Origin of the sequence: uncultured Methylobacterium sp., assembly GCF_964242245.1 — a bacterium.
Classification (GTDB): Bacteria; Pseudomonadota; Alphaproteobacteria; order Rhizobiales; family Beijerinckiaceae; genus Methylobacterium.
In genome coordinates this window covers 1-21,321 of sequence record NZ_CAXTBY010000043.1, presented here as the reverse complement: position 1 = coordinate 21,321, position 21,321 = coordinate 1, and the positions used below count along the sequence as shown (strand labels likewise).

23 protein-coding genes are annotated in these 21,321 nt (G+C 72.0%); 14 read left to right on the top strand and 9 right to left on the bottom strand.

Going from position 1 to position 21,321, the window contains the following annotated elements:
• Positions 1-7: 7 nt before the first annotated feature.
• Positions 8-1,474, bottom strand: a complete 1,467-nt coding sequence (gene zwf, locus ACFE8Y_RS11440) for a glucose-6-phosphate dehydrogenase (protein WP_375464506.1) — start codon at positions 1,472-1,474, stop codon at positions 8-10.
• A gap of 232 nt (positions 1,475-1,706) precedes the next feature.
• Here zwf and ACFE8Y_RS11435 point away from each other — a divergent pair, with 232 nt between their 5' ends.
• The 3 genes from ACFE8Y_RS11435 (at position 1,707) to ACFE8Y_RS11425 (ending at position 3,139) form a co-directional block, all read left to right on the top strand.
• The gene (locus ACFE8Y_RS11435; protein ID WP_375464505.1) at positions 1,707-2,006 is read left to right on the top strand and encodes an acylphosphatase; all 300 of its coding nucleotides are present in this window, start codon (positions 1,707-1,709) and stop codon (positions 2,004-2,006) included.
• Positions 2,007-2,132: 126 nt separating this feature from the next.
• A complete protein-coding gene (locus tag ACFE8Y_RS11430) occupies positions 2,133-2,861 on the top strand; it encodes a DUF599 domain-containing protein (protein WP_375464516.1) in 729 nt (242 codons plus the stop codon).
• 47 nt (positions 2,862-2,908) lie between these two features.
• Complete coding sequence (locus ACFE8Y_RS11425) at positions 2,909-3,139, top strand: DUF3253 domain-containing protein (RefSeq protein WP_375464515.1); 231 nt, start codon at positions 2,909-2,911, stop codon at positions 3,137-3,139.
• Here ACFE8Y_RS11425 and ACFE8Y_RS11420 read toward each other — a convergent pair.
• From ACFE8Y_RS11420 to epmA, 4 genes are all read right to left on the bottom strand, one after another.
• The gene (locus ACFE8Y_RS11420; RefSeq protein WP_375464504.1) at positions 3,112-3,933 is read right to left on the bottom strand and encodes a YdcF family protein; all 822 of its coding nucleotides are present in this window, start codon (positions 3,931-3,933) and stop codon (positions 3,112-3,114) included. The two genes, ACFE8Y_RS11425 and ACFE8Y_RS11420, sit on opposite strands and share 28 nt — an antisense overlap.
• Before the next feature lie 28 nt (positions 3,934-3,961).
• Positions 3,962-4,606 (bottom strand): dimethylmenaquinone methyltransferase, encoded by a 645-nt coding sequence (locus ACFE8Y_RS11415; protein WP_375464503.1) that lies wholly within the window; start codon positions 4,604-4,606, stop codon positions 3,962-3,964.
• A gap of 366 nt (positions 4,607-4,972) precedes the next feature.
• A complete protein-coding gene (locus ACFE8Y_RS11410) occupies positions 4,973-6,022 on the bottom strand; it encodes a lysine-2,3-aminomutase-like protein (RefSeq protein WP_375464502.1) in 1,050 nt (349 codons plus the stop codon).
• Entirely contained in the window at positions 6,019-7,074 is a 1,056-nt protein-coding gene (epmA, locus tag ACFE8Y_RS11405; protein WP_375464501.1) for an EF-P lysine aminoacylase EpmA, read from the bottom strand. Before epmA ends, ACFE8Y_RS11410 begins: the two co-directional genes overlap by 4 nt.
• Before the next feature lie 183 nt (positions 7,075-7,257).
• Between epmA and efp the strand changes: the two genes are divergently transcribed.
• Positions 7,258-7,824, top strand: a complete 567-nt coding sequence (gene efp, locus ACFE8Y_RS11400; protein ID WP_375464500.1) for an elongation factor P — start codon at positions 7,258-7,260, stop codon at positions 7,822-7,824.
• Positions 7,825-7,916: 92 nt separating this feature from the next.
• Here efp and ACFE8Y_RS11395 read toward each other — a convergent pair whose 3' ends face one another.
• The gene (locus ACFE8Y_RS11395) at positions 7,917-8,909 is read right to left on the bottom strand and encodes a DUF1624 domain-containing protein (protein ID WP_375464499.1); all 993 of its coding nucleotides are present in this window, start codon (positions 8,907-8,909) and stop codon (positions 7,917-7,919) included.
• A gap of 362 nt (positions 8,910-9,271) precedes the next feature.
• Between ACFE8Y_RS11395 and ACFE8Y_RS11390 the strand changes: the two genes are divergently transcribed.
• The 8 genes from ACFE8Y_RS11390 to ACFE8Y_RS11355 all read left to right on the top strand — a co-directional run bounded on the left by ACFE8Y_RS11390 (position 9,272) and on the right by ACFE8Y_RS11355 (position 14,563).
• The gene (locus ACFE8Y_RS11390; protein WP_375464498.1) at positions 9,272-9,868 is read left to right on the top strand and encodes a cold-shock protein; all 597 of its coding nucleotides are present in this window, start codon (positions 9,272-9,274) and stop codon (positions 9,866-9,868) included.
• Positions 9,868-10,368, top strand: coding sequence for a DUF192 domain-containing protein (locus tag ACFE8Y_RS11385; protein WP_375464497.1), 501 nt, complete (start codon positions 9,868-9,870; stop codon positions 10,366-10,368). Before ACFE8Y_RS11390 ends, ACFE8Y_RS11385 begins: the two co-directional genes overlap by 1 nt.
• A 132-nt stretch (positions 10,369-10,500) precedes the next feature.
• Entirely contained in the window at positions 10,501-10,905 is a 405-nt protein-coding gene (locus ACFE8Y_RS11380) for a hypothetical protein (protein ID WP_375464496.1), read from the top strand.
• 94 nt (positions 10,906-10,999) lie between these two features.
• Positions 11,000-11,875 (top strand): dienelactone hydrolase family protein, encoded by an 876-nt coding sequence (locus tag ACFE8Y_RS11375; protein ID WP_375464495.1) that lies wholly within the window; start codon positions 11,000-11,002, stop codon positions 11,873-11,875.
• Positions 11,876-12,138: 263 nt separating this feature from the next.
• Entirely contained in the window at positions 12,139-12,597 is a 459-nt protein-coding gene (locus tag ACFE8Y_RS11370; RefSeq protein ID WP_375464494.1) for a response regulator, read from the top strand.
• A 62-nt stretch (positions 12,598-12,659) separates the two neighbouring features.
• Positions 12,660-12,860: a hypothetical protein gene (locus tag ACFE8Y_RS11365; RefSeq protein ID WP_375464493.1), complete on the top strand. Its 201-nt coding sequence runs from the start codon at positions 12,660-12,662 to the stop codon at positions 12,858-12,860.
• Positions 12,861-13,043: 183 nt separating this feature from the next.
• Positions 13,044-14,201 (top strand): alpha/beta hydrolase, encoded by a 1,158-nt coding sequence (locus tag ACFE8Y_RS11360; protein ID WP_375464492.1) that lies wholly within the window; start codon positions 13,044-13,046, stop codon positions 14,199-14,201.
• Positions 14,202-14,359: 158 nt separating this feature from the next.
• On the top strand, positions 14,360-14,563 hold the full coding sequence (locus ACFE8Y_RS11355; protein ID WP_375464491.1) for a hypothetical protein: 204 nt from the start codon (positions 14,360-14,362) through the stop codon (positions 14,561-14,563).
• Between the two features lie 156 nt (positions 14,564-14,719).
• Here the strand turns inward: ACFE8Y_RS11355 and ACFE8Y_RS11350 are convergent, their stop codons facing one another.
• Genes ACFE8Y_RS11350 through ACFE8Y_RS11340 form a run of 3 tightly spaced genes read right to left on the bottom strand, consistent with a single transcriptional unit; the run spans position 14,720 to position 17,697 of the window.
• Positions 14,720-15,586: a formyltransferase family protein gene (locus ACFE8Y_RS11350; RefSeq protein WP_375464490.1), complete on the bottom strand. Its 867-nt coding sequence runs from the start codon at positions 15,584-15,586 to the stop codon at positions 14,720-14,722.
• A 2-nt stretch (positions 15,587-15,588) separates the two neighbouring features.
• On the bottom strand, positions 15,589-16,356 hold the full coding sequence (locus tag ACFE8Y_RS11345) for an SDR family NAD(P)-dependent oxidoreductase (protein ID WP_375464489.1): 768 nt from the start codon (positions 16,354-16,356) through the stop codon (positions 15,589-15,591).
• Between the two features lie 33 nt (positions 16,357-16,389).
• Positions 16,390-17,697 carry a capsule biosynthesis protein gene (locus ACFE8Y_RS11340; RefSeq protein ID WP_375464488.1) on the bottom strand — a complete coding sequence of 436 codons (1,308 nt, stop codon included), beginning with the start codon at positions 17,695-17,697 and terminating at the stop codon, positions 16,390-16,392.
• Between the two features lie 385 nt (positions 17,698-18,082).
• Here ACFE8Y_RS11340 and ACFE8Y_RS11335 point away from each other — a divergent pair, with 385 nt between their 5' ends.
• Together ACFE8Y_RS11335 and ACFE8Y_RS11330 are read left to right on the top strand one after the other, a co-directional pair.
• Positions 18,083-19,585, top strand: coding sequence for a capsular biosynthesis protein (locus tag ACFE8Y_RS11335; RefSeq protein WP_375464487.1), 1,503 nt, complete (start codon positions 18,083-18,085; stop codon positions 19,583-19,585).
• A gap of 10 nt (positions 19,586-19,595) precedes the next feature.
• Positions 19,596-21,092, top strand: a complete 1,497-nt coding sequence (locus tag ACFE8Y_RS11330) for an LTA synthase family protein (RefSeq protein ID WP_375464486.1) — start codon at positions 19,596-19,598, stop codon at positions 21,090-21,092.
• The last annotated feature ends 229 nt before the right edge of the window (positions 21,093-21,321 follow it).

Genomic DNA, 21,321 nt, shown 5'->3' with positions numbered 1-21,321 from the left:
GCGGCGATCAGCCGCCGGGCGGCGGGCCGGCGCCGCGCCAAGCCCGCTCGAAGGGCAGCCGCCAAGCATGGGGCGCGACGAGCTGGTGGATCGACTTCGGGCCCCAGGAGGCGGGCTCGTACAGGCGCACGGGGGGCGGCGCCTCCAGCAGCGGCGTCGAGACCTGCCACAGGCGCTCGATACCCTCGGCGGTGGTGAACAGGGTGTGGTCGCCGCGCATCGCGTCGAGGATCAGGCGCTCGTAGGCCTCCAGCACGTCGCCGATCAGGCCGGTGTCGTTCATCGAGAACTGCAGGCTCTGCTTGTCGAGCCGCATGCCCGGCCCGGGCCGCTTGCCGTAGAACGACAGCGACATCTTCGCGGCATCCGCCAAATCGAAGGTGAGGTGGTCGGGCCCCTGCGCGCCCACCCCCGAGCCCACCGGGAACATGCTCTTGGGCGGTTCGCGGAAGGCGATCGAGATGATCCGCTGCCCCTCGGCGAGGCGCTTGCCGGTGCGCAGGTAGAACGGCACGCCCGCCCAGCGCCAGTTGTCGATCGCGCACCTGAGGGCGATGAACGTCTCGACGTCCGATTCCGGATCGACCCCGGCCTCGGCACGGTAGCCGGTGTACTGCCCGCGCACCACGTCCTTCGGGTCGATCGGCAGCATGGAGCGAAAAACCTTGTTCTTCTCCTCGCTGATCGGGACCGGTTCCAGGGAGGTCGGGGCCTCCATCGCCATGAAGGCGAGGATCTGGAACAGGTGCGTCACCACCATGTCCCGATAGGCGCCGGTGCTCTCGTAGAACCCTGCGCGCCGGCCCAGCCCCAGGGTCTCCGGCACGTCGATCTGCACGTGGTCGATGAAGTTGCGGTTCCAGATCGGCTCGAACAGGCCGTTGGCGAAGCGGAAGGCGAGGATGTTCTGGGCAGGCTCCTTGCCGAGGAAGTGGTCGATGCGGAAGATCTGCTCCTCCGCGAAGACCTCGTGGAGCCGGTCGTTGAGGAACACGGCGCTCGCGAGGTCCGTCCCGAAGGGCTTCTCCATGATGATCCGCGCCCCTGCGACGAGGTCCGCCTCCCCGAGGAGGCGCACGGCCGACAACGCGGCGTTCGGCGGAACGCTGAGGTAGTGGATGCGGCGCGTCTCGCCGCCGAGCGACCGCTCCGCCCGCTCGACCGCCTCCTTGAGCGCGCCGGCGCCGGCGGCCAGGGGCACGTAGTCCAGGCTCTCGGCGAACGCCGCCCATCCGTCTGCGCCGACGGGCCGCGTGGAGAACTGATCGAGCGCCTCCCGCGCGGCGGCCCGGAAGCCGTCCGCGTCGAGGTCGTCCAGGGACACCCCGATGATCCGGCAGCCGGGAATGAAGCCGGCCCGCGACAAGTGGAACAGACCGGGAATGAGCTTGCGTCGCGACAGGTCGCCCGTGGCGCCGAACAGGACGACGACCTGGGGGAATGTCGGGCCGACGCCCGGAGGAATTTTTCTCAACCTTGCCCCCCGTCGCCGCCCTCGATCAGCAAGGGCGATGCCAAGTGTGCCGATCGTTCCGCGGGAGCGCCGGCCTTCGCCCACCCGCCTGCGCGGACGGCGACGGTCTCGCATGACCGGGCGACAACATCATGTCGGCACGACGGTCCGAGCGCTTCTATCCCGCGCTCGCGTCCCGGCGATGCGTATCCGCTTCCGGGGCACGTCCGCCGCCCCGGAGCGTTGTGGCGTCATGGGTCAGCCAGACGTCATGGGTCAGCCAAAAAGCGTCACCGTCGTCGTCGCCGGACGCGTTCAGGGCGTCGCCTATCGCGCCTGGACGAAGCGCGAAGCCGACGGCCGCGGGCTGACGGGGCATGTCCGCAACTGCGCCGACGGCACGGTGGAGGCGGTCTTCACCGGACCGGAGACCGAGGTCGATGCGATGGTGCAGGCCTGCTGGGCCGGACCGCCGGGCGCCCGCGTCGAGACGGTCTCCGTCGCGGCGCGGGCGACACCTGAGTCTGGTACGGGATTCGCAATTGCGCACTGAAGGCGCGTGAGCTTCGCCCTCAGGCGCTTCTCGCGCCCGGCCCTCGACATCCGGCAATGGCTCGGGTTAGCCAGCCTGCTGCACTGCAGCATGAGCGCAACCCCGCCCGCGAAAAATCTCGAGACGATGTCGAACCTGCCGTCCGCCTTCTCGCCCGTCGATCTCGGCGCACTCGTCTTCTTCGTCGTCGCGTGGCTCTGCTACGGCCTGTCGGTCGGGCGGCTACGCGGGCGGATGGTGTCGCTCAGCCAGATCATGAACGGGCAGCGCGAGGTGTGGGCGCGTCAGATGATCGTGCGCGACAACCGCGTGGTCGACACCACGATCAACGCCTCGCTGCAGAACGGCACCGCGTTCTTCGCCTCGACCTCGCTGATCGCCCTCGGCGGCGTGCTGACCCTGTCGCGCTCCGGCGACGACGTGCTCAACCTGTTCGGGACGCTCCCCTTCGGCACCGTCGCCACGCGGGCCACCTGGGAGATCAAGGTCGCGGGCTTGGCTGTGGTGTTCGTCTACGCCTTCTTCAAGTTCGCCTGGGCCTACCGGCTGTTCAACTACGGGGCGATCCTGTTCGGGGCGGTGCCGCCGAAGGGCTCGGGCGCCACGCAGGAGGCGATGCTGCGGGCGGCGGCGCGCGCGGCGGCGATGAACATCGCGGCCGGCGGCCACTTCGCCCGCGGGCAGCGGGCGTTCTTCTTCGCGCTGGCCTATCTCGGCTGGTTCGTCGGCCCCTACGTCCTGGTCGCCTCGACGACGGCGGTGGTGCTAGTGATGTGGCGGCGCCAGTTCGCCTCCGAGATCCGCACGATCCTGCTCGCCGAGGCCGATGCCGCTCAGGAAGGAACCGTTCGTTGAGGGACGAAGCGCAGGGCACCCGCAGCGAGGACGCGATCGAGGAGACGATGCTGCGCCTCGTCACTGAACGCGGCGCGGGCCGGACGATCTGCCCGTCCGAGGTCGCCCGGGCGCTCGCCGGGCCGCACCCGGAGAACTGGAGCCCGCTGATGCCGCCGGTGCGCCGCGTCGCGGTTCGCCTGACCAAGGCCGGGCGCCTCGCGATCCTGCGCAAGGGCAGGCGCGCCGACCCGGACGATTTTCGCGGGGTCTACCGGCTGGCGCTGCCGGAGCCCTGAGGCGCCGGAAGCCACGCGTCGGTGTAGCCGGCGAGCCGGTACACCGCGAGCCCGATCCACTCCTTGGCCGCCAAGTCGAGCTGGAGCAGTCCGTCCGAGGCGAGACTGTTGAAGCGCAGGGCGTCCTGCGGACCGCGGGTGCGGTAATCCACCGGGAAGGCGGTGACCGAGAAGCCGGCCTCGCGAAAACACCCGACGGCGCGCGGCATGTGCCAGGCCGAGGTGACCAAGAGCCAGCGCTCCTCCGGCTTCGGCTGAACCATCGCGGCCGAGAACAGCGCGTTCTCGCGGGTGTTGCGGGAGCGGTTCTCCAGGACGAGCCGGGCGCGCGGCAGGCCGAGGGTGTCGGCGTCGCGGCTCACGATGTCGGCCTCCGCGATAGATCCGTCCGCGAGGCTGCCGCTGCCGCCGGAGAAGACGAGGCGCGCATGCGGATAGCGCCGGGCGAGGTCGGCGAAGTAGATCGGCCGCTCGCCCGCGTCGTTGACGACCACTTGGCCGCGCGCCGACGCCGCGCCCGCCTCGATCCCGCCGCCGAGCACGATGATGCCGGCGAGCGGCGCGCCGTCGTCGGCAAACGACGGGAAGCGCTGCTCCAGAGGGAGGAGGACCCAGGCCGAGAGCGGCGACAGGCCGCCCGCGAGCAGGCCGAGCAGCCCCAGCCCGGCGAGCCAGCCGCCGGTGCGCCGACGCGCGGTGAGGAGCACCAGCGCGACGCCGACGAGCCCGGCCAGCACGAGGAAATTCGACGGGGTGATCAGGAAGAAGATCACCTTCGAGAGCGGGAAGAACATCGACCGGCGAGCCCGGCAGGGCCGACGCTCAGGCTCCGGTCTCGGCCTCGAACCGCGCCAGCGTCGCGGCGTCCGGCGGAAGCAGGGTCCTCAGGCTCGCGCCGGTCTCGGCCTCGCGGGCGAGCCAGAGATCGAGGCGCTGCTGCTCGACCGCCTCCAGGGCCACCGCCTCGGCGATGTCCCGCGGGATCACGATTACCCCGTCCGGGCCGCCGACGACGATGTCGCCGGGATGGACCGCGGCGCCCGCGCAGGCGATCGCCTCGCCCGAGCCCGCCAACGAGAGCGACCCGCTGCCCGGTGTCATCGCGGCGGACCAAGCCGGCAGGCCGGCCTCGGCGGTCAGCGTCCCGTCCGTGACGAGCCCCGCCACTCCGCGCTGCGCGAGGCGCGCGGCCAGGATGGCGGCGAAGGGCAGATCGAGCCCGGATCGGCCGGTGTCGATCACCACGACCGCTCCGTCCGGCACCGCCTCGATCGCCTCGGCGAGCGAGCCCGCGACGTCGCCGCGGGCCGGGATCATCCGCAGGGTCGCGGCCGGACCCACCGCCGCCCCGGTCCCCGTAATCCCATGGAGCGAGCAGGCGGGAACCCCGCGCCGCGCCAGCACGCGGGCGAGGCTCGCGACGGTCACCGCCGAGAGGGCGTCGCGCAGGGTGGGGTCGATCGCCATCGGGTACTTCTCCGAAAGGGGGTCGGGGAGCGTGCCGGCCCCCGCCCAAGGTGGATCGCGCCCGCTCACGGGCAAGGCGCGATCTCAACGTCTAGAGCCGTGCCCGATCGTAACGCGATCGGGCACGGCTCTAAGTCTTTGTTTCAACGCGCTCTCCTACGCCGAACCGGCATCCACTTCGGCGGAGAGCGCTCTCGCTGATCGGTCCGGCGAACATGCGCGCCGCCGCCGGACGGTGTGGGCTGCGTCCGACACGACGCCGCGCGCGCCGCCCGCCTCGATCCGCGCATAGGCGAGGCCCCGCGGGGCCTTCTGCAGGGTGACGGAGTTCGCCCGCCCCCAGAGCCTGCGCATCCCGGCGTCCTCCTACTCGGTTCCATCCGGCGGGTATCGATGCACGCCGCCGTTCGGATCGGTCACGCGCGCGCCCTCCGGCCCGTCGGCGAGGTAGCCCGGCCCGACCGGCACCTTGCCGTGGCCGCCTGGGATGTCGAGGACGTAGGTCGGCTGGGCGAGTCCGGAGAGGCGTCCGCGCAAGCGCCGCATCAGGGCTTGCCCCTCGGCAAGCCCGGTGCGCAGGTGCCCGGTGCCGGGGGCGAGGTCACCGTGGTGCAGGTAGTACGGCTTGATCCGGTTCTCGACGAAGACCCGCATCAGGGATTCCAGGGTCGGCGCGTCGTCGTTGACGCCGCGCAGCAGCACCGTCTGGCTCACCATCGGGATGCCGGCATCAACGAGCCGGGCGCAGGCGGCGCGTGCGGCCGGCGTGAACTCGCGGGCGTGGTTGGCGTGCAGCGCCACGAACACCGCGCCCTCGAACCGCTTCAGGGCCGCGACCAGCGCGTCGGTGACGAGGTCGGGGCTCACGACGGGCACGCGGGTGTGGATGCGCAGCACCCGCACGTGCGGGATCGTGCCGAGCCGCCGCGCGATGGCGCCGAGGCGCCGCGCGGAGAGGGCGAAGGGGTCGCCGCCGGTCAGCACCACCTCCCAGATGCCCGGGTCGGCGGCGATGTAGGCGAGCGCCGCGTCGAGTTCCGCCTCGGTCAGCGCGCCGGCGCCGTTGGGGCCGACCACCTCGCGGCGGAAGCAGAACCGGCAGTAGACCGGGCAGACGTGCAGCGGCTTCAGCAGCACCCGGTCGGGATAGCGGTGGACGAGGCCGGGCATCCTCTCGTGGACCGCGTCGCCGATCGGGTCGGCGCGCTCCTCAGGGTCCGTGACGATCTCCTCGGCCTGCGGCACGAACTGGCGCGCGATCGGATCGTCGGGGTCGGAACGGTCGATCAGCTCGGCCATGTCGGGGGTGAGCGAGACGGCGTAGCGCGCCGCGACCGCCCGGAGCGCGGGCAGGTCGGCGGACGCGACGAGGCCGGCGGCGGCGAGGTCGTCCGGGCTGCGCAGGGGCCGGTTCACCGTGCGCCCCCAGTGAGCGGGGTCCAGATCACGTCCTCGATGTGGGGCGCCCCGCAGGCCAGCATCACCAGCCGGTCGAAGCCCAGCGCGCAGCCCGAGGCGTCGGGCATCACCGCGAGCGCGTCCAGAAAATCCTCGTCGATGGGGTAGGCCTCGCCGTAGACGCGCTGCTTCTCCGCCATCGCCGCCTCGAAGCGGCGGCGCTGCTCGCCCGGATCGGTGAGTTCGCCGAAGGCGTTGGCGAGCTCGACCCCGCAGGCGTAGAGCTCGAACCGCTCCGCGACGCGCGGGTCGGCCGCGCTCGGCCGGGCGAGAGCCGCCTCGCTCACCGGGTAGTCGCACAGGATCGTCGGGCGCCCCAGCCCGAGATGCGGCTCGATCCGGGCGACCAGCACGCGGCTGAACAGGTCCGCCCAGGTGTCGTCCGGCGCGACCCGGAGCCCCGCCCGGCGGACAGAGGCGGCGAGCCCGTCGCGGTCGGTCGCCCCGTCCGGCGCCACGGTAGCGAGCAGATCGATGTTGGCATGCCGGGTGACGGCCTCGGCGAGCGTCAGCCGCTCGAACGCCGCGAACGGGTCGCAGCCGCGTCCGCGATGGACCAGCCGGGCGACGCCGGCCGCCTCGGCCGCGATCCGCAGGATGTCGGCGCAATCACGCATCAGCGCGTCGTAGGGCTCCCCCGCCCGGTACCATTCCAGCATCGTGAATTCGGGGTGGTGCAGGGGGCCGCGCTCGCGGTTGCGGAACACCCGCGCGAGGCTGAACAGCCGCGTCTCGCCCGCGGCCAGGAGCTTCTTGCACGCGAATTCCGGCGAGGTGTGCAGGTAAAGGGGTGCGCGGGTGCCGTCTGCGGCGACTGCTTCGGTGGCGAAGGCGCAGAGGTGCGCCTCGTTGCCGGGCGAGACCTGGAGGCACGCCGCCTCGACCTCGACGAAGCCCCGCGCGTCGAGGTGCGCGCGCAGCCGCCCGGCGATCCGGTTGCGCAGCATCAGGCGCGGGCGCCGATCGGCGTGGCGCCCGGGCTCCCACCAGGGGGAGGGGGGAAGCGTCACCGTGCGGAAACCGACTGGAGGACTGGGATCTCGCCGGCTTCGAACACGCTGCACCCCGGCGGCTGGCAACCGGCCCGCGGATAGGATAGTGCCGGGCCATCGTCGCGCCCGCGGGACATGCCGCTCCCGCGGGGCACCGCGCTAGGCGCGCGCACCCCGCCTTGTCAACGCAGGACCTGCCCCGTGAAGGTGATCGCCTCAACGCTCCGCAAGGGCAACGTCGTCGAGAAGGACGGCAAGCTCTACGTGATCCTGTTCGCGGAGAACATCCATCCCGGCAAGGGCACCCCCGTGACCCAGCTCGACATGCGCCGCATCACCGACGGCGTGAAGGTGTCCGAGCGCTACCGCACCACCGAGCAGGTCGAGCGCGCCTTCGTCGAGGACAAGGAGCACACCTTCCTCTACCGCGACGGCGAGGGGTTCCACTTCATGAACCCCGAGAGCTACGACCAGATCGCCGTGCCGCCCGACGTCGTCGGCGACGCCGCCCCCTACCTGCAGGAGGGCATGGCCGTGATGATCTCGCAGTACAACAACGTGGCGCTGACGATCGAGCTGCCGCAGCGCGTGGTCCTGGAGGTCGCCGAGACCGAGCCGGCGATGAAAGGCCAGACCGCCTCGTCCTCCTACAAGCCGGCCACCCTCTCGAACGGCGTCCGCACCACCGTGCCGCCGCACATCGCCGCCGGCACCCGCATCGTCGTCATGACGGCCGACGGCGCCTACGTCGAGCGCGCCAAGGACTGAACCTTCCCGGTTCATCGGGATTTGGCCGCTCGGGTTCTTGGACGGTTTCTGCCGTTCGGCGCTCGTCGTGACGGCCACCGGCGCGAAAGCCGTCAAGGCGGCGGCGCCGTTCCCTCGGACGCCTCGTAGCAGCGCTGCGACAGGCCTTGCGCCTGCACCCGCTCCGGGGTGGTGAAGCCGCGTCCCTCCACCGACCAGAGGCCGGCCCGGCGCAGCGCGTCCGCGGTGCAGCGCGCGGCGATGCGGCACGCACCGGCCTCCCCGCCGGTGCGCGCGCAGGTGGCGGCGTAATCCGCCCGGAACGTTTCCAGCCCCGCGCGGGGATGCGGGCCGGTCAGCGTCGCGACCCCCGTCAGCAGGGCGAGCAGCACCGGCTGATGCACGAGGTAGATCGCGAGGCTGTGGCGGCCGGCGAACGTCGCCGTCCGCGCAGGCCAACGCCGCGGTCGCCACGCCCCGAGCCGGGAGCGCATGAACCACGGCAGGCCGATCCGGCCGAGCGCCACCCCGAGCAGGACGAGTCCGAACCACGGAAACAGCGGGACGTAATCGTTCGTCCGCGGTACCTCCCGGCCCAGGCCGAGGAAGAACAGGCCCGGCGCGTCGAGGAACGGATGCGCGACGAGGTGCGGCAGCGCCACGACCAGGGCGGCGGCAAGTCCCGTGACGGCGGCGGGAAGGAACAGGAACGGCAGCGCCAGCACGCTCGACACCGCGATGCAGTGCAGGATGCCGAAGAAGATGTAGCTGTCGGGAAACGCGAGCACGGTCGCGACCGTGATCAGCCCCGCGGCGCCCGCGATTCGCAGGAACCGCCTCAGCGTCGGCTGCGGCCGGACGCCGCGGCCGTTCATCAAGACCAAGCCGACCCCGACAAGCAGCAGGAACGATCCGGCGATCAGGTGCGCGCACGCCCGCCCCGCCGGGGACAGGGCCGCGTTCTCCGGCGTAAGGCGCAGGTATCCGAGATCCCAGGTCGCGTGGTAAGCCGCCATCGCCGCCAGTGCGGCGGCGCGCGCGGCATCGATCGCGGGCAGGCGCCGGTCCCGGCTAGGCGGCGCGGCGGAGAAGGCTTCGGCTGACATGAGCGCGCCCTAAGCATCATTCCGCCGCCGCGCGAAGCATCCCTTGCTCCGCGCCGCGCGGGAGCGCGCGATCCCGGCTTTCGTCGCGCGGTGCGATCACGAACATGTGAGACCTCGAAGCGGAGCACGACATCAAGGCTCGGAAGCATCGGGTGCATCCAGGACCCCGCGTTCCGGCGCCGACCTGTCTCGGGCGGGCGCCGTCAGTCTCGCCTGGGGCCGCTGTTGCCGGGCGGCCCCTGCGTCGACAATTGCATCATCGCGGCCTCCGGCTGCCGGGCAAAGAGGCTTTCGTCGCAGCAGGACTTCGTTAATCTTGAAGCCGAAGCGCGTGGTGCGATTCGGTGTAGGTTGCTTGCGACATGTCTGACGGGTTCGGATCAGAGTCGACGGGCTCACGGGCGACGGACGGCGCCGCGCGGCCGGGCGAAATCGAGGAGCCGCTGGATCTCGTCGAAGTGTCCGGCCGCATCAAGTGGTTCGACGTCGCGAAGGGCTTCGGCTTCATCGTCCCCGACGACGGCATGCCCGACGTGCTGCTCCACGTCACCTGCCTGCGCCGCGACGGGCACCAGAACGCCAGCGAGGGCGCCCGCATCGTGGTGGAGGCCACCGAGCGCGTCCGCGGCTGGCAGGCGTTCCGCGTTCTCTCCCTCGATCAGTCCTCGGCAACGCACCCGTCCGAGCTGCCGCTGCCGCGGACCCACGTCAGCGTCACGCCGACGAGCGGGCTGGAGACCGCAGTGGTGAAGTGGTTCAACCGCCTGCGCGGCTTCGGCTTCCTGACCCGGGGCGACGGCACGCCGGATATCTTCGTCCACATGGAGACCCTGCGCCGCTACGGGATCGCGGAACTGAAGCCCGGCGAGACCGTGCTCGTGCGATACGGGGACGGCTCCAAGGGCGTCATGGCCGCCGAGGTCCGGCTGCCGGACGGAGCCGTTCCGTCCTCCCATTGATGGTGAGCACCTTGTACCGCGTCAGAACCACGCTCGCGTCCGCCTGCCTCGCCCTCGGCCTCCTCGCAGGATCGGCGATCCTGCTCCCCCGCGCGCCGGCCTTCGCGCAGGATGCAGCGAAGACTGAGCCGCTCGGTATCCGCTCCAGGGACGGCGTCCACCGCTTCGACGTCGAGGTGATGCGCGACGATGCCGAGCGCTCCCGCGGCCTGATGTTCCGGCGCAGCATGGCGCCGAACCACGGGATGCTGTTCGACTTCGAGCGCTCCGCGCCGGTCGCGATGTGGATGAAGAACACCTACCTGCCCCTCGACATGGTGTTCATCCGCGCCGACGGCACGGTCGCCTACATTGCCGCCGACACCGAGCCGCTGTCGACCGCGATCATCCAGTCGCCGGAACCGGTGCTGTCGGTGCTGGAACTCAATGCCGGCACCGCGGCGAAGCTCGGCCTGCGCGTCGGCGACACGGTCGAGAACGCCCTGTTCAAGGCCCGCTGACGGACGATCCGTGAACGCACCAAGAACGTGAGGCTTGACGCACGTTCCGTTCCGGATCAGTGTTCCTTTTATGTTCCATGCGGAGCGGGCGCACGACGGCCCGGTCGCACCGCAGGGACCGGAGGAATCCAGATGGTCGAGGCCTGCACCAGCGACACGGTCCCGTTCCGCAACGACGACTGGTTCCTGTCGGACGACGGTCTGGAGCACCGCGCCACCGGGTACTTCATCGCAGCCCCGTCGCTGGCGGCCCGTCGGGGCGAGGACCTGTGGGACTGGCCGCTCCAGATGGCGGAGAAGCGCTGGTGCAGGCCGAGCCTGTTCCGCGAGGCGTTCCTGGCGGCGCTCGACCGGTTCGGCCTCGAGCGCGATGCTGGGCTCGGACGGTCCTTCGCCCTCGGCTTCGGGATCCGTGCGGGGTCGGGCGACGCGGCGGAGGGCTTCGTGGTGCTCGGCGATCTTCTTCGGACACGGGCGCCCGCCGGCGCCGCGTCACCGGCTCCGCGCCGCGCCGCACAGGTTTCGGCAAGGGCCTGAGTGGGCGAGCCGTCGCGGGCCGGGCGGATTGACCCTGCCCGGCCGGCATGATGCCCTTGCGCGAAGGACGCGGGCGGACGCGACGGAGAGCACCATGACGAACGACATCGGAACCGCAGGCCTCGACGGGCTGATCACTCCGCCGCTGTCGCGCCGCGGCTTCGTCATGACCAGCCTGATCAGCGGGATGACCCTGGCGGTGACGCCGGTCGAGGCGCAGGTGATCCACACCGATTCCGCCGGGATCGAGGCCGGCGAGGTGAAGATCCCGGCCGCCGACGGGCCGATGCCGGGCTACCGCGCCGTGCCCGAGGGCGCCGGGCCGTTCCCGCTGGTCCTGGTGATCGAGGAGATCTTCGGCGTCCATGAATACATCAAGGACGTGTGCCGGCGGCTGGCCAAGGCCGGCTACTGCGCCGTCGCGCCGGAACTCTACGCCCGGCAGGGCGACCTCTCGCAGATGACCGACGTCAAGGTGATCATCCGCGACGTGATCGCGAAGACGCCGGATGCCCAGTGGATCGGCGACCTCGATGCTACCGTCGCCTGGGCGTCCACCGCGGCGAAGGGCGATCCGGCCCGACTCGGGGTGATGGGCTGGTGCCGCGGCGGCCGCGGCGTCTGGCTCTACGCGGCGCACCGGCGCGACCTGAAGGCGGCCGTGGCGTGGTACGGCCCCCTCGGCGGCGAGCCGACGGACATCCAGCCGCGCAGCGCGAATGATCTCGCGGGCGAGATCCACGCACCGCTCCTCGGCCTCTACGGAGGCGCCGACACCGGCATCCCGGTCGCCTCGGCCGAGGCCGCGCGCGACAAGGCGCGGGCGGCCGGCAAGCAGGTCGAGCTCGTGGTCTATCCGGACGCGCCGCACGGGTTCCACGCCGATTACAGGCCGAGCTATCGCAGGGAAGCCGCGGAGGATGGCTGGCGCCGGGCCCTGGCCTTCCTCAAAGCCAACGGCGTCGGATAGGCGCTGCCGCGGCCGGCGCGTGGCGGGAGCGCCCGGTCGAGCGGTGTGCTGCAACGGCCTGCCGTCGAACGTCGAGGATTTCCGGGCGGGCGATCGATGGCGCGGGGCTGTGCCTTATCGGACACGGCCCGGCCGGTCGGTTTGTGTCACGATGACCGGTGGCGGCCCGTGCGTGCACGGTGTCGCTACGGGTCGCGTCGCGGCGCGCAATGAGCAACCGATCGGATGGGCCCTTCGTTCGGCCCACGTAGAGTGTCCCGGCCATGAGCGACACGCATCCGCCCGGATCGAAGCCGGTCATCCTCGTCGTCGAGGATCAGCCCGACGAGCGCTTCCTTGCCGCCACCCTGCTGGAGGAGACCGGCTTCACCGTCATCGAGGCCGAGACCGCCGAGCGCGCGCTCGCCATCCTGAACGCGCGCGGCGACGAGGTCAGCGTCGTCTTCTCCGACGTGCGGACGCCCGGTCCGATCGGGGGCTTCGAGCTCGCCCGGATCATCGGCGTCACTTGGCCGCGGGTCCGTGTTCTGCTCACCTCCGGCGATGCCGGCGACCAGCCGAGTGATCTCCGCGTGTCGGCCACCTTCATCCCGAAGCCGTGGCGGGCCGAGGACATCCTGGCCTGGGTTGAACAGGCGGCCGGTCGGCCGTCCGGACCGGCCACGGGACCGGCCGTCATCGGTCCGGGCGGGAAACTCGTCCCGCGCGGCATGGATACATGAGCCGCGCCCCGCGTTAATAGTACTCTCCCATGAAATGCTGCGCCGCGCGCACTGAGTTCATCATGAAGATCGTCGCCCTCAACCACGCAGAGACCTGTCGTCGCTCTGGACTCGCGCTCGGCTACGAAACGACCACCCTCGACGTGCTCGGCTACGGACTTCGCGATGCATACGCGTCGATGTCGCCGCCGATGCCGGACCGGCTGCTCATCCTCGCGCGGCAACTGGACGAGCGCTGCGTCAAGTCTGATCGGAGCGCGTGAGCGGACCCGCCTTGGTGGTCTCGCTCGCTTGCCGCTGCGTCGAAGCATCGCCACGGCACGGGGATCTGCTATGAACCCCCAGGGTCGCAGGTCCGCAGGAGCGTCTCACGAGTCCGTTGCGTCCTCGCGTCCTGCTCGGACTGCGGCCGTATCGTGAGAACCTTCAAAGCAATCGAGCCGTCCATGCGTCTCAACGCCCTCAGCCGTGTCCTCGCTGCCGGCTTGCTCAGCCTCCTCACGGCACCGTTGCCGGCGGCTGCCGCCGTACCGCCGTCGCAGCCGAACGAGGGGCCGGGCGGCGTCGGCGACCGCAAGCTCGTGATCGCCAAGCGCGCCGTCGGCCGCGCATCCGCCTCCACCTTCGTCTTCCACGTGGCCGCCGCCGCTCCGGCCGCGGGACGGCCGGTCGCCGTGTTCCTGCACGGATGGGGTGCGGCCAACCCGCAGAGCTACGGCGCCTGGATTGACCACCTCGCGCGCGCGGGCTACCTCGTGCTGTTCCCGCGCTTCCAGGACGTGAACCGGACGCGCCCGGCGGATGCCGTGGCCAACGCGGAGACGCTGCTGCGGGCAGCCCTCGACGCCCTCGCGTCCGATGCGGAAGCGAAACCCGATCCGGCCCGGGTCGCCCTGATCGGGCACCTCGCCGGCGTGCCAATCGCCATGAACATCGCCGCTGACGCCGACGCGCGGGGCCTGCCGGTGCCGAAGTTGATCTTCGGCGTGATGCCCGGCGGCATCGCCAGCGGGCCCAAGGCACGGGGCATCCTCCTCGGTGACCTCGGGACGATCGCCCCCCGGACACTGCTCATCACCATGATCGGCGACCGCGATGCGCGCGCGGCCGACGCGGCGGCGCGTCGCCTCCTGCACGCGGCGAGCAGCATTCCGAGCGAGCGCAAGCTGTTCCTGCGCACCCTGTCGGACGATCACGGCTTCCCGGCGCTCACCGCGACGCTCACCGCGCCGGCCGGCCTGGACGCCGGGTTCGACGGCGGCGCGATCAAGCTTCCCCCCGAGCCGAAGGACGCCAAGACCGCCCCGTTCAAGTGGTCGGCCGACATGTCGCTCACCGGTGAGCAACAGACGCTCGTCGCGCAGATCAACAACGCCCGCGCCGACACGCTCGACTACCTCGCCTTCTGGAAGACCTTCGATCTCGCCGCCGCGGCCGCCTTCTCCGGCGCCGACGCGACGGCCCTGAAGGCCAACCCGCGCTTCAGCGACATGGAACGCTGGGGCGACGGCTGGCCGGTCAAGCGCCTCGTCGTCGAGGTGCCCCGTGCAAGTGCGGCCCCACAGGCCGCCAAGTCCGTGCCCCGGCCCGCCGCGCGGCGCTGACGGCGCACGCCCGCTTCCGAGGGCCGCGTCTCCGGTTTGCCTTGACGTGACGGGCCGCCTGCGTCCGCTGGATGATGGCGGGTTCCGCGACGGGCGATGGCGACGGCCCGGCGTGCTTCTTGCTGAGCTTCGCCCGTCCGAGGATGGGATGCGCCGTCATGCCCGATTTCGTCGCTGCGCTGCTGGCCGCCGCCGCGTTCTGCATCACCCTCGTCGCGCTCAATGCGCTGACCCGGCTGCTGATCCAGGGGCACGTCGCCCCGCAGGATCTCGCGGAGAACGGGTTCGTGCAGTTCGGAGGTGCCGTCGTCGCGGCCCGCGCGGCCTACAGGCGCGCGCCGGGCCGACGCATCCCGGACTGACACGACCTCGCCGGTGAGCGGCGCCCTCGGCCGAAGGCTGCACGCCCATCGGACCGCAGCGGTTCGGCGGTCCGCCGGCATCGAGGCAACCATCCGCGGTCCCTGCGGGTGCGGCCCGTGCCGGTCGTCCGGTCCGGACGCGATCGGCGCGGAGCCTCACGGGGTCGCCGTCCCCCGTCCGGACAGGCTCAGGGCCTCGCGCAGGTCGTGGGCGTCCGTGAGGCGAAGGCCCCGGCGATGGAGGTCGTCGAGGAGCGCGCGGTCCGGGAACGGACAGTAGGGCAGAACCGGCGCGCTCCGGCCCTCGGACAGCGCGCCGTCGCGGGCGACGGCGTCGAGCACCTTGTCGAGCAGGCGCCGCCCGTGCTCGTGCAGCAGGACGGAGGCGCGGGTCGCGGTCACGTCGGGGGCAAGCGCGACGGCCTCCTGTTCGAGGATCGCACCGGTGTCGATCGCCACCGCGAGCCGGTGGATCGTCACGCCGAAGGCGTCGGGTCCGTCGGACAGGGCGTGGATCGTCGGCACCGGTCCGCGGTGGCGCGGCAGCAGGCCGGGATGGACGTTGAGCCCGCCGAGCCGCGCCAGGGCGAGGGTCTGCGCCGACAGGATCTGGTCGAAGTGGAAGGTGATGATCAGGTCCGGCGCATGCTCGGCCATCGCGCGCGCCACCTCCGCGCCGTTCACCGCATCGACCGCCAGCGTCGGGATCTGCAGGCGCCCGCACAGCGCCCTCAGGGGTGTCGCCTCGGCGGCCTCGCGTGTGCCGGACAGGGATTGCGTCAGCGGCGCGATGAGCCGCATCAGGTCCGGCAGGCCGAAATTCACCGCGAGGTACGGCAGGAACCGTCGGCCCGAGCGCGCGAGGTGGGTTCGAACCTGCCCGATCAGCCCTCCGGTGGCCGGGCGCTCGGCGTTGGAGAGGCCGACGAGGGCAATGTCGGCGGCGTGGTCGGCCACGAACCGGCGCACGGTGCGGGCGTTCGGCAACGCCTCCAGGACGAACAGGGCGATCCGGGGCCGCATCGTCAGAGCCTCTGCCGGACCTGGAACCGGAAGCCGTGCATGCCGCGGCGGCGAAGGCCCTCCGGCAGCAGGGCGGCCCCCCGTGCCAGGATCGCGAGGATCGTCGGGAAGGCGACGATGTCGCGATCGCGTGCCAGCCCCGCGGCGATGTGGATCGCGGCGCGGTCCGCGCTCATCTCGAAGGGACGCCAGCCCTTGTACTCGCCGCCCATCGGCGTCCTGACGTAGCCCGGCAGCACCACGTTGACCTTGACGCCGCGGGCCCTGACCTTCTCCCGGAGCGCCAGCCCGTGGGCGAGCAGGGCGGCCTTCGCGCCGCTGTAGGCCGGCGCGTCCGGCAGCGGCGCGAAGGCCGCCAGCGAGGACATCAGGGCGATCTGTCCGCGGCCGCGGGCGAGCATCAGCGTCAGGCACGGCAGCGCGACGTTGAGCGCCCCGTCGAGGTTGATCGCCACCGTCTCGAAGGCGGTCTCCTCGGTCTCGAGGTCGCCGCTTGGGTGACCGCCGTTGATCGCGGCGTTGACGACGACGAGATCCAGGGGGCGCCGCGCGTCCGCGGCCTGGAGACAGGCGCGCATCGCGTCCCGGTCGCGCACGTCGAGGCGCTCGGTCTCGACCGTCGCGCCCCGGACCCGGCAGGCCTGCGCGACCGCATCGAGGCGAAGGGCATCGCGGGCGTGAAGGACGAGGTGGGTGTCGGGTGCCGCGTAGAGGCGGGCCAGCGCCGCGCCGATCCCGCTCGACGCGCCGGTGATCAGGATGCAGGGCATGGAGCGGGTGCTACCCCGCGCCCGCAGGACGAATCAATAGACCTCCGCGAGCCGCCCGGCGCCCGCTCCGCCCTCGCGGGTCGCCCGCGCCGCGGCGACGAACGCGTCGGGCAGCGCCGCTTCCATCCGCGGCACGGAGGACGCCACCGCGCGCGCGATCGCGGGCTTCGAGAAGTAGCCGCCGTTCACCTGGGTCCGGTGCAGCACCAGCCGGCGGAAATCGGCCATCAGGTCCATGTCCGGCGCGGTCGGGCTGGTCCAGAAGCTGTCGATGTCGCCCTGATGGGTCAGGCCCGGCATGTTGTAGATCGCGGTGCCGACCGCGAGGGTCGGACGGCCCAACTCGATGGAGAGCATGCCGACCGTGCTGTTCACGATCACGACGCCGCGCGAACCCGCGATCAGGCCCGGCAACTCGCCGCCGTCGATGAAGTCCAGGCGTTCGCTGACGCCGTGGCGGCGGGCGGAGGCGCGGGCGAACTTGCGCCAGTTGATCAGGCCGGCATCGAGGGGATGCAGCTTCACCAGGAGCCGGGTCGGCGCCCGCGAGGTCTCGGCGAAGGACTTGATCACCCGGTCCATGAAGCCTTCGACCCCGAGGAAGGGGGAGTGCACCCGGATCTGGTAGTCGCTGTCGAGCTGGAGCGGCAGCAGGAAGTAGTCGCAGCCGACCGCCTTGTAGATCTCGCCGCAGCGGGCGGCCTCGCGCCGGGTCCTGCCACGGCGGGAGAACTTCTTGATCCAGCCGGCATATTCCATCGCGATGTGCGTCGGGCGATGGCTGCAGTAGCGCGGATAGAAGTAGGGAAAGAAGATGTTGGCGAGGTTGTAGCCCACGTCCCACATACTGCGCCGCGCCATGTCGCCCGACGACGGCATCGCCCGGCCGGGCTGCGGCAGCCGGCGCGCCGCCGCCCGGACCGCAGAGGCGGTGCGCGGCAGGGCGGAATGCCCGTTCACGCCGCCGAGCTCACACGTGATCCAGTTCGGCCGGATGTAGCCTTCCTCGAACACGTGGACGCGCAGGCCCCTGGCGGCGGCGACCTCGCGGGCCGCGGCGTGGTAGGGGCGGCAATCGCCGAACAGGACGATGTCGGTGATGCCCTCCCGGTCGAGGTAGGCGGCAAGCCATGCGTCCCAGGCCGCCCGCGTGCCGCGGTACTGGTCGGAGGAGCCGCGCCAGAACAGCCAGTCGCCGGTGCAGAAGTTGATGCGCCGGACGTTGTGGCCCCGCTCCGCCAGCGCCCGACCAAGATCGGAGAAGAAGGTCGAGGCCAATCCCTGCAGGAAGAGGAAGGTGGCCGGGCTCGCATCAACGGGATCGGGGCGAGGCTGAAGCATTCCGAGGCGCTCTGTCCTTCACCAGACGGCAGATCACGAGGGTTTCGGAGTCCCGGGACCACGTTGCACGCAGACCCGGCACCGGCAATCCGGAGCGACCCAGCTCCGTATGAATCTCGCGGTTCGTGGCTGATCCGCAACGCTGCCGCGTTCCGACCACCCTCGAACGAGCTAAGTGGCAATCACGGCGGCGATATGTCCGGCGCGTCCGGGCTCGTGGATGGAACCATTCGCCTGCGCCCCCCGAGATGGGCTAAGAGCGCCGCATGAAACGTCCGTTCGACCCCCTCCCACGCGGGCGCAGGCGGCACGCCGGTCGTTTCGTGAGGAATGCCCGAGCCAGGGCGCGGGCCTCGCTCCAGCCATGCCTTCGATCGAACCGGTGATGCGTTCAACCCTCCCGCCTTCGCTGTTCGCGGCCGGACGGACGATTCGGCGGCTTCGCGCGGAGATCGAGGCCGCAACCGGGCGGACGCTCGGTTCACCCCGCGCCGTCGGAGCGGCGGCCGTCGTCTGGGGCGCCGACGGCGTGCCGGCCCGGATGCTGCGGCTCGCCCGGCGGCCGGTCCTGACGGTCGCGCCGGGGCCGCTGCTCAGCCCCTACGATACGGTAGCCACGGGGTTCTCGAGCCTGCGCCTCCTGTTCGCGGACGAGCCCGTCGGCGGCGCCGAGGAGGCCGGCATCCACCACTTCGATCCGTGGAGCCGGATGCCGATCGGGCGCGACGCCTGCGCGGAGCGGGTCGCGTGGCTGCGCGCGCGCTTTGCCGAGAACGACCGCCGCGTCGTCTACGTCGGCGTCTCGCGCTGGAAGCGCCCGGCCCTGGACGCGTTCGCGACCGGACCGGCGGGACCGCCCATCCACACCATGACCGTCGAGGCCGCGGTCTCCGCCGGACGACGGCACGGCGGACGGGTTCTCGCCTGGGCGACCCGCGCGCCCGAGGCGCTGGAGGCCGCCTGCGGGCAGGCCGGGCTGCCGCTCGCCCGCGTCGAGGACGGCTTCCTGCGCTCCGTCGGCCTCGGAGCGAGCCTGCGCCCCGGCGCGTCGATCGTGGTGGACGATCGCGGCATCTACTACGATCCGCGCCGCGGGAGCCGCCTGTCGCACATCCTCGCCGAGACGGACTTCGCCGCCGACCTCGTGGCGCGGGCACGGACCCTGCGGGAAGCGATCGTCGCGCGCCGCCTGAGCAAGTACAACGTCGGCCTCACTCCAGGTGGGGACGACTGGCCGGCGGACAGGCGGATCGTCCTGGTGCCGGGGCAGGTGGAGGACGACGCCTCCGTGCGCCTCGGCTCGCCGCACGTCCGCTCGAACCGCGAGCTCCTGCGCGCGGCCCGCGCCCGGCACCCGGACGGGTTCCTGCTCTACAAGCCGCATCCCGACGTCGAGGCCGGGTTTCGGCCCGGCGCGATCGCACGGCCCGAGGCGCTCGCGCTCGCCGACCGGATCGTCTCCGGCCTCAGCATCGTCGACCTGCTCGACCGGGTGCACCACGTCGAGACCATGACCTCGCTCGCCGGCTTCGAGGCCCTGATCCGCGGCCTGAGCGTGGCGACGCACGGGCGCCCGTTCTACGCCGGCTGGGGGCTGACCGAGGATCTGGCGCCGGGGGCCGCCCGCGGGCGGCGGCTCGCCCTGGACGAACTGGTCGCGGGCGCCCTGATCCTCTATCCGCGCTACCTCGACCCGGTGGCGATGAAGCCGTGCACGCCCGAGCAGCTTCTCGACCGCCTCACCGCCGCGCGCAAGGCGGCTCCGCGAACCGCCCTGTCGCTCAGCCGCGCGGGCCGGATCGCCATGCGCGCGCGCTACATCCTCGCGAATCCGATCGTCCGCGCGCTGCGCGTCCGCCGGGGCGTCGGGAAACCCGGACGCGGTTGAGCCGAGCACGATGCCCCTCCTCACCGCGATGGCGGTCGCCTTCGTCCTCTGCGCCGCGATCGAGGTCCGTGCCGGCGATGCGCAGGGCCGATCGAGCCGCCGGCCCGCCGACCTCGCGATCCGGCTCGGCGCCTACGCGCTGATCCTGCTGTTCTGGTTCGTGTTCTCCTGGCGCCCGTGGCTCGCGGCGCTGAGCTGCGTGCTGACGGTGGCGGTCCTGCACCTCGTCAGCCGCCTCAAGCGCGCGGTGATCGGCGAGCCGCTGGTGTTCAGCGACTTCGCCCTGCTGCCCCAGGTGCCGCGCCACCCGCAGCTCTACTACGTCCCCCCGCTCACCAGCCCCCGCGTCGCGGGGCCGATGCTGCTCGGGATCGCCGCCGTCGCCCTGTGGTACCGGACCGAGCCGAGCCTGCTGCCGGCCGTGCCCTCCGAGCGCCTCGCCGCGATTCTGGCGGTGCCGTTCTGCCTGTTCGTCGTCGTCCTCGCCGCGGGGCGCCGGCCCCTTTCCAGCTGGATCGCGCGCCGCTTCCCGCGGCCGGATCTCGAGGCCGACATCGCCCGCGTCGGCCTGCCCGCCTGCCTGATGGCCCATGCCCTGCGCTGGCGCTTCGAACGCGCCGGCGCAGGGCCCGCAACGTCCGATGCGCCCGCCATGCCGCCGGGCGACGATCTCGTCGTCGTGATCCAGCTCGAATCCTTCGTCGATCCCGAGCGCCTCGGCGGCCCGCGCCTGCCTTTGATGGATCTGATCCATCGGCGCGCCGCGCAGTACGGCCGCCTGCGGGTGCCGGCGCACGGGGCCTACACCATGCGGACGGAGCATGCCGTCCTCACCGGGCGCAGCCCGGACACCCTCGGTTTCGGCGTCTTCGATCCCTACCTCGCCGCCGGCGGCCGCGAGCCGGAGAGCCTCGCGCGCCGCGCGCGGCGGAACGGCTACGAGACCGTCTTCGTCCATCCGTTCCACCGCGACTTCTTCCGGCGGGGAGAGGTCATGGCGGCGCTCGGCTTCGAGGGGCTCGTCATGGAGGAGGACTTCGCCGGCGCGCCCCGCGTCGGACCCTACGTCGGCGACGTGGCGTTCGGCGCCCGCGTGCTCGCCGAGGTCGGGGCGCGGCGCAGGCCCCTGTTCCTGTTCGGGGTGACGATGGAGAACCACGGGCCGTGGGAGCCCGGCCGCCTGCCCGGCCTCGACGATCCGCTGGCGCAGTACCTCCACCACGTCGGCGGCACCGGGCGGATGGTCGAGGATCTGGTGGCGCGGTTGGGACCCGAGACCGCGACGCTCTGCGTCTTCGGCGATCACGCGCCCGCGCTCCCGACCTGCCGCCCCGGCTTCGGCGGTACCGCGACCGAGTACGCGATCTTCCGGTTCGGACGTGCCGCGAGCGCGGTGCCGCTGCGGACCGACCTGACGGCCGACGGGCTCGGCCGTCTGCTCAGGACCACGGTGGCCGCGGATTCCGCGGCCGCGGCGACGGCAAGCGTGGCCGTGCCACCGTCGTGACGCAATGCCGGCCGATGTCCGGCCGGCGCGGCGGGATCGTTAAACCGATCCTAGGCTTTGGCGCGCACCGTCACGGTTCCGGACATGCAGGCGTGCGATGCCCGCGTTCCGGATGGGAGTTTCACGATGCTGCGTACGACGGCGCTGTTCGCGCTGACCGCCTCGGTCGTCGGAGGCTGTTCTGTTCTGCCTGCGGCGGGGCCGACGGCGCAGGCTGTTGAGGCGGGTG